We start from the raw sequence: 13,467 nt of genomic DNA on the forward strand, positions 1-13,467 counted from the left end.
GCCCTGTCGTCGCAATGATTAGCAAAGACTCAAACAGCAATCCAGAACAAATGCTGAACGCATTGTTCCGGTGGTTTGGACGCAGTCGGTGGTGAGATTTGTCGGCGCAAAAGGTCGCTCGTCCCCTGCCGACGATTGTTGGCTGCCGGGCAGGCGAAATTGCGCCACGGGAGAAGGCGGGGCGACCGTGGATGGGCCGCCCGGTGTTACCGTCGGGCGGTGATCGTTACAGGAAACTGCTTTCGAACAGCTCGCCTGAATAGGCCGAGTGGGTGATGCCCGCTTCAAGATCGGCCTTGGTCAGCTCATCGACAAAATCGCCGTTCTGCATGACCAGCACCCGGTCGCACATATGGGCGATGACCGCGAGGTCGTGGCTGACGAGAACGAAGGTGAGGTCGCGTTCTTCGCGCTGGTCGGCAAGCAGGTTCAGGATTTCCGCCTGGATGGAGACGTCGAGCGCGGATGTCGGCTCGTCGAGCAGCAGGATCGGCGGTTCGAGGATCAGCGCGCGGGCGATTGCCACGCGCTGGCGCTGGCCGCCGGAAAGTTCATGCGGGAAGCGCTCGGCGAAATGTGCGGGCAAGCCCACCTGTTGCAGGGCGGCAGGCACTTTCGACCAGCCATCGCCAAGTCCCATGGCGCGGATCGGTTCGGCGAGCGCCCGGCCGATGCGGTGGCGCGGGTGCAGCGAACCGTAGGGGTCCTGGAACACCATCTGCGCCAGTTTCAGTTCGTCGCGACTGCGGGTCTTGCCGACCGGTTTACCGTTAAAGCTGATGGAGCCGGTCCAGCCGGCCTCCAGCCCCGCCAGCGACCGCAGCAAGGTCGACTTGCCGCAGCCGCTTTCGCCGACGATGCCGAGCGTTTCACCCCTGTTGACCGTGAGGCTGACGCCGCGCACGACGTGATTGCGGTTTTCCTTTGCGCCATAGACGACGTCGAGCTTGTCTACCGTGATCATCGCATAACCTCCGCATCGATGGCCTGACGGTCCAGCACCTTGAGACGCCGCACCGGATTGCGGGGATCGGGCATCGCCGCGATCAGGCCCCGCGTATAGGGATGTCGCGCATCCTCCAGCTTCGTCAGCGTTTCCACGACGCGCCCGCCATACATGACCAGCACGCGTTCGCAGAAGGCCGCGACCATGCGGATGTCATGGCTGATGAGGATCAGGCCGGAATTATTCTCCCGCACCATCTCGTCCAGAAGCAAAAGCACATCCTTGCGGACGCTGACATCGAGGGCCGAGGTCGGTTCGTCGGCAATGACCAGCTTGGGCTTTGCGAGCAGCATCATGGCGATCATCACGCGCTGTCCCATGCCGCCCGATATCTGGTGCGGATAAAGCGCCATCACGCGGTCGGGATCGTTGATGCGCACGCGCAGCAACATGTCCCGTGCTGCACCTCTCGCTGCCTTTCCGGTCAGCGCCAGATGCAGTTCGGCGGCCTCCGCCACCTGCTTTCCGATGGGCAGCACCGGGTTCAGCGAATAACGCGGGTCCTGCATGATAAGCGCCATCTCGCTGCCGCGGATTGCGCCCATCTGCCGCTCGGATTTTTCGAGCAGCGGCTCAGACAGGAAATCCATCCGCTCCGCCGTCACCGTGGCGCTTTTCGGCAGGAGCCGCATGGCGGCCCGGCCGGTGGTGGATTTTCCCGAGCCGGACTCACCGACGATGCCGACCCTTTCGCGCCCGACATCGAAATTGACATTGGACACGGCTGGAATGGTGTTGCGGCCGAAACGGACATTGAGGTCGCGGACAGAAAGGATGGGGGAGCTATCAGGAACGGGCATGACGCGGATCCAGAAGGTCGCGCAGCGTATCGCCGGCGATGTTGAATGCAAGGCTCGTCAGCAGGATGGCAATGCCGGGCATGACGGCGACCCACCAGTAGTCGAGCATGAACTTACGGCCGCTGGAGATCATCGCGCCCCATTCCGGCAGCGGCGGCTGGGCTCCGAGACCGAGGAAGCCGAGTGAAGCGGCCGTCAGGATGATGCCCGCCATGTTCAGCGTCAGGCGAACGATGACCGAGGGAATGCACATCGGCGCAATGTATAGAAACAGGATGCGCAGCGGCGAAGCGCCATAGAGACGCGCGGCGGCGACGTAGTCGGTATTGCGCACGACAAGGGCTTCCGCACGGGCAAGGCGCGCAATCGGCGGCCATGCCGTCAACGAGATGGCGATGATCGCCGTGCCGAGGCCGGCGCCCATGGCGGCCGCAAAGGCAAGCGCCAGCACGAGCGAGGGGAAGGACAGGACGATATCGGTCGCGCGCATGAGGATCGCGTCGGTTCGTCCGCCGAAGAAACCGGCCATCACGCCAATGGCAAGGCCGATAGGGCCGACGATGACCGAGACCGACAGTACCGTCTGGATGGTGATGCGGGTGCCGTAAACAAGCCGGCTGAAAATGTCGCGGCCGAATTCGTCGGTTCCGGCCAGATGTGTCCAGCTGGGAGGCTGGAGCGCGTTTTCGAGCGCCTGGCGCGCAGGATCGTAAGGCGCGATGAGCGGTGCGAAAATGGCGACCAGAACCAGAATGGCCAGAATGGCGAAGCCGAACATTCCAAGCGGTTCGTCCGCGAGCTTTCGAAGTGTCCGCGCGGTGGTAGTCGAGATGCGCGACAGGGCGCTGGGACGGTCAACGGTATTGTTATGCGCGATATCGGTCATCGTGCGGCCTCCCGTGTACGGGGATCGAGCGTGGTGTAGGCCAGATCGGCGAGGAAGTTGAGCAACATGAAAATGAAGCCGATGACGATCGTGGCGGCCAGAATCGCATTCATGTCGCCGATGAGCAGCGCATTCGTCATGTATTGGCCGATGCCGGGCCAGGAGAAGACGATCTCCGTGACCACGGCGCCTTCCAGCAGGTTGCCGTAGGAGATCGCCAGAACGGTGATGAGCTGCACGGCGATGTTGGGCAGCACATGGCGGGTTATGGTGCGTGCGGGGCTGACACCCTTGGCCCGTGCCGCGATGACATAATCCTGGCTGAGCTGTTCGAGGGTGAAAGCCCTCGTCATGCGGGTGATGTAGGCCATGGCCATATAGGCGAGGATGATTGCCGGCAGGATGATGTGTCCAAGCGCGTTCCAGAAGATTTCCGTCTCGCCTGCAAGCAGGCTGTCGACGAGCATCAATCCCGTCTTCGGCTCCACGAGGCCTTCGTAGAAGACGTCGACCCGGCCGGGGCCGGCGACAAGGTTGAGATTCGCGTAGAAAATCACCAGCCCGACGATGCCGAACCAGAAGACCGGTATCGAATGTCCCACCAGCGCAAAAACGCGCGCGAACTTGTCGATGAAGGTGTCGCGGAAGAGGGCGGCGGCGAGACCGAGCGGGACGCCGATGACCGTCGAGATGATGATCGCCAGCGTGGCGAGTTCGAACGTGGCGGGGAAAGCCTGCGCCAGATCGCGGGTCACGGGGTTGCCGGTCAGGATCGCAATGCCGAAATCGCCATGCAGCAGGCCGCGCAGATAAATGAAGAATTGCTGGTAAAGCGGCAGGTCGAGCCCCAGCCGCGCTCGCATGGCCTCATAGGCCTTGGGATCGGCAAGTTCGCCGACGATTGCCCCGACCGGATCGCTCGGCATGACCCGGCCGATGATGAAGGTGATGCAGAGCAGGATGAAGAGGCTGACGATCAGTTGCAGAAAACGATGTCCAAGCCCGCGCAGTGAGATTTCCGTCATTGCTGGCCGCACTTTCCTGTGAGAACGCCGTCAGCGGCCGAGCCATTGCGCACTGCTCGCCACAGACGCGCAATTCTCCTTTGCAAAAACTCTTGATGGTACTTCATCCCAACTCCTCCCTGAGCTAACATGAAAACATATGATGTGCGACCATGTCATAATATGAGTAGCGAAGGGATTCGTATTCTGCAAGAGGGAAGAGTGGCATGATGGGCGACAAAGCGAGGCCGCGGGAGAGGCGGGCACAACAGATCATCGATAATCTCAGCGCAGAAATTCGCAGTGGAAAACTGAAAAACGGTGATCAACTTCCCACCGAACCGGAGCTTGAACGCAGTTACGGCGTGAGCCGCACCGTGGTTCGCGAGGCGATCGCAGATTTGCGTTCCGCCGGCTATGTCGTTCCCATCCAGGGCAAGGGGGTTTTCGTCAGTAATGCCAGTGAATGGGCCGGCGTGAAACTGACGCAATCCGAAGTCGGAACCATTGCGGAAACGCTGGAAATGCTGGAATTCCGGCTTGCGACGGAAGGGGAGGCGGCGGCAATCGCCGCCTATCGCCGCACCGCCCAGCAGGAGGCAGCAATCTCTGCGGCGCACCGGAAAATGGCCCGCGCCATCGATGCGCGTGAAACCACCGTCGATGCCGACTACGAGTTTCACACGGCCATCGCGATCGCCACGAACAACCGCTTTTATCTGGAGGCTCTGCGTCAGTTCGGCTCGCGCTCCATACCGCGCGGGCAGTTCCCGACGCTGCCGGAAACCGGTGACGCGAATTATCTTCGCAAAGTGCAGGCCGAGCACGAGGCAATCCTGCGCGCCATCGTCGAACAGGATCCAGAAGCGGCGCGAAAAGCCATGCGCGAACATATGCTTGCGAGCCAGCGCCGATACAGGTTGCTTTCAGAAGCGCAATAGCATCTCGACACTCATCTTATTTCATGCGATGTCATATGATGACTTGCATGGAGAGAGGAGAGAATCGATGTATGTCGGCACCCAGGTTGCTGCGCGCGATGACGAGGATTTTAAGGTTTGGGCGCAGCTCGGCGTCAAAAATATCAACGCGGATCCGCCCGGAAAGCCCGCGAGCTGGACTTTCGAGGACTTTGAGCGCCACCGGGACAAGGTCGAAAGCTTTGGCCTCGTTCTCGACATGGTGCAGTTGCCGCTGCCGTCGCGGCCCATCGAACAGGCGTCTTATCCCGATATCCTGCTTGCCGGCCCTGACCGTGACCGGCAGATCGATGCCGTCTGCACGATGATAGAGAATATCGCCAGGGCCGGAATCCCTGCGGCGAAATACAATCTCAACCTCATCGGCATTCCGCGCACCGAAATGGAGCGCGGCCGCGGCGGCTCGCTCAACGAGGCCTGGCGCTGGGACAAGGCGGACCATGATGCAGCGCCGGGTCTCGCTGGCGTTCTTTCCGAAGACGAGAACTGGGAACGCATCGATTACTTCCTCGAGCGTGTGGTGCCGGTGGCCGAAAGCAACCGCGTGCGCCTGGCATGCCATCCGCATGATCCCTATACGCCGCCGGGCTACAGGGGCGTCACCCGCGTTCTCGGCACGGTCGAGGGGCTGAAGAAATTCGTGCAGATGCGCGAGAGCCCCTATCATGGCCTGAATTTCTGCCAGGGGTCGATCGGCGAGATGCTCGACAATCCGCGCGAGGAGATCGACGACATCATCAGGTGGTTCGGCAGCCGCGACAAGATCTTCAACGTCCATTTCCGCAATATCAGCGGCGGCAAACTCTCCTTCATGGAGACATTCCCCGATGAGGGCGACATGGACATGGTGCGTTCGCTGAAACTCTATCACGAACTCGGTTATCGCTACATGATCATGCCAGACCATGTGCCGACGATTGCCGGGCGCGATGCCGTCGGTGTCGCTTTCGCCTTCTGCTACGGCTACATCGCTGCGCTGATAGAAGCGCTTGATAACAAACATCTTTGACCGTTCTGGCCCGCGACGCCGCGCTGCGTCGCGGGCTTTTTCACAAACATGAATTACCGATCTGTAGGAGGAGCAGGTATGAGAAAATCATTGATCCGTCTCGCATTCACCACGGCCCTTGGCGCCATGCTGGTGCAGGCAGCGCCAGCCTTGGCCAAAACACCGAATGACCAGCTTGTCATCGGAACCTCGCTGGCTCAGGTGCTGTCGCTTGATCCGCATCAGGCCACCGAAGGAAAAGCCAACGAAATCATGTCCAACCTCTATGACCGTCTGATTTCGGTCGATGGTTCGGGCAAGGTTTCTCCGCAGCTTGCCGAGCGCTGGGAGATAGATGACAAGGGCATCACCTTCCATCTTCGCGAAGCCAATTTCGCCTCAGGCAATCCGGTAACCTCGGCAGACGTCGTCTATTCGCTCAGCCGGCTGTTGAAGATGAACCAGGCGGCCGCAGCCAACCTCAAGCGCGTTGGCTATAATGCCGATAATGTCGACAAGCTGGTGAGCGCGCCGGATGAGAAAACGGTACGCATCGATCTTTCCGGCGAAACCACGTCCGAGCTGCTTCTTTACCGTCTGGCCATGGTCATCGCCAGCGTCGTCGACAGCAAGGAGCTCAAGACGCATGAAAGCAGTGGCGACTGGGGCAATGGCTGGCTGAGAACCAATTCCGCCGGTTCCGGTCCCTTTACGCTCAATCGCTGGTCGCCGAATGAGATCATCATTCTCGAGGCCAACAAGAATTATGTGGCCGGCAGCCCGAAAATGCGCCGCGTCATCGTGCGGCATGTGCCGGAAAGCCAGGTGGAGCGCCTGATGCTGGAGCGTGGCGATATCGACATCGCCAGTGCGCTGACGGCTGCCGACCTTGCAACCTTCAACAACAAGGAAGGCTTTCAGATCCAGCGCGTGCCGACGGGCGGCTTCTACGTCCTGTCCATGAATGCCGGCAAGGAACCTTTGTCCAACCCCAAGGTCCGAGAAGCGATTGCCTATGGCATCGACTACAAGGGCATGGAAAAGACCATCATGGGTCCCTATGGCCGGGCGCGCACGGTGCCGGTGCCGGAAAACTTCGAATACGCCATTCCGAGCCCGGACTGGAAGCTCGATGTGGAGAAGGCGAAAGCTCTCCTCAAGGAGGCCGGTTATGAGAACGGCTTCACGCTTAATCTGAAGACGATCGCGCAGACGCCGCGCATCGATCTCGCCACCGCGATCCAGGCGTCGCTCGGCCAGATCGGCATCAAGGTCAATATCCAGCAGGGTAACGGTTCGGATGTGATTGCCGCCCACCGCGCACGTGATTTCGATCTGCTCATTCCGCAGACCGGCGCCTACATGCCGAATGTGCTGGGCTCGATGGAGCAGTTTTCCAGCAACCCCGACAATTCGCTGGCCGCCAACAACGCCGGCAATTTCGTCTGGCGCTCGGCCTGGGACATTCCGGAACTGACGGCGCTCACGGCAAAGGCTTCGCTGGAGCCGGACGCCAAGAAGCGCGGGGAAATCTACACCCAGATGCAGGAAATGTTCGTCGCCCAGAAGCCGGCCGTGCTGCCGATGTTCGAGAGGTTTGAGCCGATCGTGCTGAATGCGCGCGTGAAGGATTACGTGGGCCATCCCAGCCAGACGACCCGGCTGGAAAAGGTCACGAAGGACTAAGGGCAAACCACAGCCTCTGAAAAACTGTAACGGGCGGTTTTACCGCCCGTTTTTATTCACGGTCAGGCGGCAAGCCCGGCCGAGGCGGTGAATTATCGTCATTATCCCGGAATTTCGGGGGTTTTCTCAAGGAGTTCATCGGGTTAGATCGTCCGATCACTATTCCTTCCGTCGGGCGAGAGTCGTGAACTCCGCTCACCCACCTCCCGAAGAATGCGTTGACGACCATGAACCTTGCACAGATAAAACTTCCGTCGCGGCCGCTAAGCCTCAAACGTGGCGTCATTTCAGTGCCGGCAGCCTATTATTTTTCCATTCCGGTGCTTCTGGTCATCACGGTCGTCATGCTCGTCGCCGAAGGCCCGGGCATATTGCGCGACTATCAGATCAGCAAAGATCCGCTGGAGATTGAAAACGGCGATATCAGCGGCAGCTGCAAGACCCGCAAGGCAATCTTCACGACCTGTGAGGCGGACCTTTCCTATGACCATGCGGGTGTGAGCTACAGGAAGGATGTCGAGGTCATGTTCGTCGATTTCCATTCCGGCGATTATGAAACCGGGCTGGTCATTTCCGCGAAGAACCCGGAACTCGCAACGATTTCGCTGGGTCTCGACATGCTCTGGAACCGCATCATCACGCTCGGCGTGTTCGTCGCCCTGCTCGGTTTCGGCAGTTTGGCGATGCTGTTCACGCTTATACGTGTCCTGCGGGTTCGCCTGCAGCTGCGCAAACCCGCACCGTTGACCGTCATTCCGGTGGCGCTGACGGCGGTTGCCGAAAAACGCAGCCGTCTTTTCGTCACCTATGCCGATACGGTAAGGGACGATAAAACCAAGCGGCAATCCTTCACGCATCTGGAGCGGGGTCGCATTCCCGTTGTCGTCGGCCATACCGGCAAACATGATGTGGCGCTCGCGGTCCTGCATGGAAACAGCGCCTTGCCGGTCCTGCTCGATGATCAGCTGGAACGGATCGACCTTACGGAGCAGGAGCGGGCGGAAGCTCTGACATCGCTTGCCCCCTTGGTCGCGCGTGAGACACAGGAGGCTGCAGCGGCCCAGGCCTCGGCGATAAAGAAAGGACCGGGCCTCCTGCGCAGACTGGGGACTTTCGTTGCCATCGTGGCTGTCATCATCGTCGCGGTTATCGGTTATTGGCTGTGGTACGTCACGAGCGCTCCGTCGCAGTTCAACTCGCCCGGAATGGACATCAACAACATGTTGCCGGCAGCGCTCAACGAGTGGGGTTGCGCCCGTCTGCAGGAGCGTTTCGCCGATGGCCCGGCGCCTTTCGGATGCACCGCAGCCGATTATCGAAGCTGGAAATAAACGGCTTTTCCTTTGGTCCCCGTCGCGCCGCACGCGAAAAACCTTACGGGCCGCCGCGTGCGGCCCGTTCCTTTCTGTACGTTGCAGAACAGATCGTTACATTTATCATTAGTTGCATTAGAGATTTATAAATAAACCACTCCCATAGTGCCACCGTGAGCGGTTCTTCAGAGGCTGGGAGAGTGCGTCATGTTCACGGTTCTGGAATGCGTTGTCGTACAACACGACCGGGCGGTCGTGCTTCTTGCGGCTGTTATCTGCCTGCTTGGCATGTTTGCTTTTTTTCATCTTTTATTGCGTGCGGAGGAAAGTCCGGCTGGCCGCAAGCCCTATTGGGTGCTGGTTGCCGCCTTTGCCGGAGGGCTCAGCGTCTGGGCCACGCATTTCGTCGCCATGCTCGCCTATAAGGGCGCCGTCCCGATCGGTTATGATTTCGCCTTCACGGCTCTTTCGGCGGTTCTTCCGGTTTTCGGTTTCTGGCTGGCGCTCACCAGCCGCTCGCAGGCCGCTTACAGCCCGGTGGTCGTCGGCACGCTGGTCATGCTCTCGGTTGCCGTCATGCATTTCGTCGGCATGGCGGGGATGGATGTCGCCGCCACGATCAGCTATCGGTGGGGGCCGGTGCTGGGTGGTTTTGCGGTTGCCTGGGCGTCTTTTCTCCTCGCCTTTTTCCTTTTTCGCCGCCTCGGCTCCTGGCAGCGCATCGCCGCGCCGGCCGGATCGGCGATCTTCGCGATCTGCGCGCTGCATTTCACGACCATGTCGGCCACGGTGCTTTCGCCGGATCCGTCCGTATCCGGGCCGGACCCCGACAATGTCGCCCGGCTGATCATGATCTGCGCCATTTCCGGCGTCACGTTCCTGATCCTGTCCACCACTGCCGCCGCCGCTCTTGTGGATCGTTACCTTGTCGATCTCAAGGGTCTTGTGGATGCGACGCTCGATGGTCTCGCCGTTGTCCGCGATGGGCGGATCGTGGAGCTTAACACCCGCTTTGCCGGCCTTCTGGGCCGGGAGGAAGCGTCGCTGGTCGGACAAAACCCCGACGATCTCTTCAAGGCCATCGACGGGCAGCCCGCTTATCTGCCGCGCCATGCACCGGTGGAGGCGGTTCGCGAGCTCGCCGGGCAGGCGCAGATATTCGAGCTCGGCGTACGCACTATCGAATATCGCGGCCGACCCTGCGAGGTAATGGCTATCCGTGACCTGACGGAAAAGCGCGAAGCGCAGCGGGAAATCGAATATCTCGCCCGTCACGACGTTCTGACGGGCCTTTCCAATCGCACCATGTTCCAGACCCGTCTTCACCAGCAGATCGAGCATTGCGACGAGGAGGACGAATTCGCGTTGCTGGCGCTCGACCTCGACCGGTTCAAGGCGGTCAACGACATATTCGGCCATGCCGAAGGGGACCGCGTTCTGAAAAAGGTTGCCGCCATTCTCGATGAATGCGCAAGGGCAGGCGATGTGGTCGCCCGTCTCGGCGGCGATGAATTCGTCATCCTGACTGCCCGGCACACCAAAGCGGAAGAGGCGCGCCTGCTGGCCGAGACGATCCTTGGCATGTTTGCGCTGAAGATGAATGTTGCCAACGATCCGACCTCCGTCGGCGTCAGCATCGGCATCGCCGTCTTCCCGCGGGACGGGAAGGACCATGAAAGCATCATGCACGCCGCCGATCTGGCGCTTTACCGCGCCAAGATGGGCGGGCGCGGCATATTGGCCTTCTACGATCCGGTGATGGATCAGGAGGCGCGCGAACGCCGCCAGCTCGAGACGGATCTGCGGCTTGCCATCAATCGCAACGAGTTGCTGTTGAATTATCAGCCGGTCCTTTCGGTCGAATGCGGCCAGGTCGTCGGTTACGAGGCGCTGGTGCGCTGGCAGCACCCGACACGGGGCGTGGTGCCGCCGGATGTCTTCATTCCAATTGCTGAAGAGAGCGGCATCATCATCTCGCTCGGCGAATGGGTGCTGCGCGAGGCCTGCCGTCAGGCGGCCGGCTGGGCGCCGCACCTGAAGATCGCGGTGAACGTTTCGCCATTGCAGTTTTCGCTGGCCAATCTCGGTCATGTCGTCTGCACCGTGCTGATGCAGACCGGACTTTCGCCCAACCGGCTGGAACTGGAAATCACCGAAGCCGCGCTTCTGAAAGACCGCAAGGCGACGTTGATCATCCTCAACCAGTTGAAGGCGCTCGGCGTCGCCATCGTCATGGACGATTTCGGCACGGGTTATTCCTCGCTCAGCAACCTGCAGAGCTTCCCCTTCGACAAGATCAAGATCGACCGCAGCTTCATCGCCGCCATGAGCGACGATGACAATGCCCGCGCCATCGTGCGCGCGGTGATCGGCCTCGGCCGCAGCCTCGATCTGCCGGTGACGGCGGAGGGAATTGAAACGGATGCGCAATATCGCATGGTGGTCGACGAGGGCTGCGCGCAGGCGCAGGGTTACCTGTTCGGCAAACCGGATGTCGCGCCTGCTCAGGTCGTCAGCGCCACCACACGGAAGAAACATTCCGTTTGATAAAAAGAGGTGACGGCGCAGACGCCGTCGCCCCGCCTTTCCCACATCCCATGGAACGAGAGCGACGGCAGATCGTTAGGCTTGCGTATGGCGCGTCCATGCCGCGGTTACCCCGGCGACACCGGCGATCAGCATGACGGGATAGTTCGATTGCCTGTCCTGAACGCGCCTCGGATGCACCTCTATCGATGGGAGAGACCGCGATGACAGACCGCCTCGAGCCTCAGGATCCACGCAGCCAATATCCGCGCCCGCCCTTTTCGACACCGACCCAGGAGATGCCGGGTCTGGTGACGAATATGACGCCTTTCCCCGATCATGGCGAAAAAAGCTACAAGGGCACCGGCAAGCTTGCCGGTCGCAAGGCGCTGATTACCGGCGGCGATTCCGGTATCGGCCGCGCGGTTGCCATCGCCTTTGCGCGGGAAGGCGCGGATGTGGCGATCTCCTATCTTCCGGAAGAAGAATCCGACGCCGAGGAGGTCGTGGCGCTCATCGAGGCGGAGGGCCGCGTGGCGGTCGCGCTGCCCGGCGATATTACCAACGAGGCCTGGTGCCGCGAACTGGTCGAGAAAGCGGCCGGCGATCTCAACGGGCTGGACATTCTGGTCGTCAACGCGGCAAGGCAGCAATATCGAGAAAGCGTCGACGAGTTATCGACAGTCGATTTCGATCTTACCATGAAGACCAATCTGTACGCACTGCACTGGATAGCGCAGGCGGCGGTTCCTCATCTCAAGCCGGGCTCGTCGGTAATCACCACAGCGTCGATACAGGCTTATGAGCCCTCCGCCATCCTGCTGGACTACGCCACCACGAAAGCCGGCATCGTCGCTTATACGAAAGCGCTTGCAAAGCAGCTTATCGAAAAGGGCGTGCGCGCCAATTCCGTCGCCCCCGGCCCGTTCTGGACGGTTCTTCAGCCAAGCGGCGGCCAGCCGGACGAGAAGGTGAGGAATTTCGGCAAGGACAGCGATTTCGGCCGCCCGGGACAGCCGGTGGAACTGGCGCCCGTTTACGTGCTGCTGGCGTCGCAGGATGCAAGCTTCATCAATGGCGAGGTTTATGGTGTGACCGGCGGCAGGGGCATTGCCTGAGGCGATGTCGCCAATTCCGGATGGGCCTTTGAGGATTTCGAAATGAAACGGCAGGCAGAACGTTCAGACAGAAGTTTGAAGAGCTTCGATGTTCGCGACCGGCTCATACTGGCGCTTTATGCGCAGTTGAAGGCGGAGCGGCAGACCCGCGAGGCCATGGAATGGATTATCCGCAATGGCGGGCTGTCGCCGGAGGTGTTGGAAGCCATGGCGTCCGATCCGGTGCCGGTTCTGGCGGAGGCGGACGTGCCCGCCATCGAGCGCATTCTGGCCAAGGGCCGACGCGGAGACATGTCTTCCCGCAGCGATGACGAGGGACGACGGACATGAACCGGAGAGCGAGCTGGAGAGGCCATCTGGCCTTTGCCGATTTCAACTGCGAAGTGGGCCTTTATTCCGCGCTGACCTCGGCGGAGAAAATCTCTTTCAATATCGTCAATCGCAAGACCGGCCACCGCGTCGAGCGGCAATATGTCGACAGCGATACCGGCGACGCGGTTCTCCGCGAGGATCAGGTCAAGGGATACGAGCTGGACAATGGCGACCACATCGTCATCGAGGGAGACGAGATTGCGAAGCTGATGCCGGAAAGCGACAAGGTCATCAGCGTCAGGCATTTCCTGCCCTGTGACGAGATCGACAAGCTTTATTTTGACAAGTCATATTATCTCGCGCCGAGTGGGGAAGGCGGCGAAGAGGCGCTTACGCTTCTTGCCAGGGCAATGGACGACGAGAATGTCGCAGCTCTCGGCGAAGCGGTGCTTTTCCGGCGCAACCGTGTCCTGCTGATCCGTCCGAGCGGTAAGGCTCTCGTCGCTACGACGCTGAACTTCAGCTACGAGGTCCGTTCGCAGACATCCGTCTTCAAGTCGATCCCCGATATCGAGTTCGATGAGGAAATGCTGGAGCTGGCCGGTCACATCATCGAAAAGCGTGCGGGCACATTTGACCCGGCAGACTACAGCGATCGGTATAATGATGCACTCGCAGAACTCGTGAAAGCCAAGATCGAAGGTCGGGAAATCGCCAGGCCGCCGCCGCGCAAGGAAGACAATATCATTGATCTCAAGGAGGCCCTGCGTCGCAGCGCCGGGGCCGAAGCGGGCAGCAGGAAAAGGGCGACGGCAGCGGGCCGCAAGGCCCCGCGGAAAGCGAGCTGA

At 60.5% G+C, this 13,467-nt stretch carries 12 protein-coding genes; 8 read left to right on the forward strand and 4 right to left on the reverse strand.

Annotation, left to right across the window (positions count from 1 at the left end):
* Positions 1–226 precede the first annotated feature (226 nt).
* From O3W47_RS09910 to O3W47_RS09925, 4 genes are read right to left on the reverse strand one after another with little or no spacing between them, the layout of a single operon-like run.
* A complete protein-coding gene (locus O3W47_RS09910; protein WP_174022960.1) occupies positions 227–964 on the reverse strand; it encodes an ABC transporter ATP-binding protein in 738 nt (245 codons plus the stop codon).
* Entirely contained in the window at positions 961–1,806 is an 846-nt protein-coding gene (locus O3W47_RS09915) for an ABC transporter ATP-binding protein (protein ID WP_269313603.1), read from the reverse strand. The genes O3W47_RS09910 and O3W47_RS09915 overlap by 4 nt, the downstream gene beginning before the upstream one ends.
* Entirely contained in the window at positions 1,793–2,692 is a 900-nt protein-coding gene (locus O3W47_RS09920; RefSeq protein ID WP_020809292.1) for an ABC transporter permease, read from the reverse strand. Before O3W47_RS09920 ends, O3W47_RS09915 begins: the two co-directional genes overlap by 14 nt.
* Entirely contained in the window at positions 2,689–3,717 is a 1,029-nt protein-coding gene (locus O3W47_RS09925; protein WP_127757171.1) for an ABC transporter permease, read from the reverse strand. Before O3W47_RS09925 ends, O3W47_RS09920 begins: the two co-directional genes overlap by 4 nt.
* A gap of 206 nt (positions 3,718–3,923) precedes the next feature.
* Here O3W47_RS09925 and O3W47_RS09930 point away from each other — a divergent pair, with 206 nt between their 5' ends.
* From O3W47_RS09930 to ku, 8 genes are all read left to right on the forward strand, one after another.
* Entirely contained in the window at positions 3,924–4,637 is a 714-nt protein-coding gene (locus O3W47_RS09930) for a FadR/GntR family transcriptional regulator (protein ID WP_003521787.1), read from the forward strand.
* 67 nt (positions 4,638–4,704) lie between these two features.
* Positions 4,705–5,685, forward strand: a complete 981-nt coding sequence (locus O3W47_RS09935) for a mannonate dehydratase (RefSeq protein ID WP_003521785.1) — start codon at positions 4,705–4,707, stop codon at positions 5,683–5,685.
* A 78-nt stretch (positions 5,686–5,763) separates the two neighbouring features.
* Complete coding sequence (locus O3W47_RS09940) at positions 5,764–7,350, forward strand: ABC transporter substrate-binding protein (RefSeq protein WP_104679972.1); 1,587 nt, start codon at positions 5,764–5,766, stop codon at positions 7,348–7,350.
* A 227-nt stretch (positions 7,351–7,577) separates the two neighbouring features.
* Positions 7,578–8,681, forward strand: a complete 1,104-nt coding sequence (locus O3W47_RS09945) for a hypothetical protein (RefSeq protein WP_104680282.1) — start codon at positions 7,578–7,580, stop codon at positions 8,679–8,681.
* Between the two features lie 189 nt (positions 8,682–8,870).
* Entirely contained in the window at positions 8,871–11,210 is a 2,340-nt protein-coding gene (locus O3W47_RS09950; RefSeq protein WP_269313604.1) for a bifunctional diguanylate cyclase/phosphodiesterase, read from the forward strand.
* 203 nt (positions 11,211–11,413) lie between these two features.
* Positions 11,414–12,307, forward strand: a complete 894-nt coding sequence (locus tag O3W47_RS09955; RefSeq protein WP_127757167.1) for an SDR family oxidoreductase — start codon at positions 11,414–11,416, stop codon at positions 12,305–12,307.
* A 42-nt stretch (positions 12,308–12,349) separates the two neighbouring features.
* Positions 12,350–12,637, forward strand: coding sequence for a hypothetical protein (locus tag O3W47_RS09960; RefSeq protein ID WP_269313605.1), 288 nt, complete (start codon positions 12,350–12,352; stop codon positions 12,635–12,637).
* Positions 12,634–13,467: a non-homologous end joining protein Ku gene (gene ku / locus O3W47_RS09965; protein ID WP_104679976.1), complete on the forward strand. Its 834-nt coding sequence runs from the start codon at positions 12,634–12,636 to the stop codon at positions 13,465–13,467. The genes O3W47_RS09960 and ku overlap by 4 nt, the downstream gene beginning before the upstream one ends.

The sequence above is a fragment of the Agrobacterium sp. LMR679 genome (genome assembly GCF_027157905.1).
GTDB classification, from domain to species: Bacteria; Pseudomonadota; Alphaproteobacteria; order Rhizobiales; family Rhizobiaceae; genus Agrobacterium; species Agrobacterium leguminum.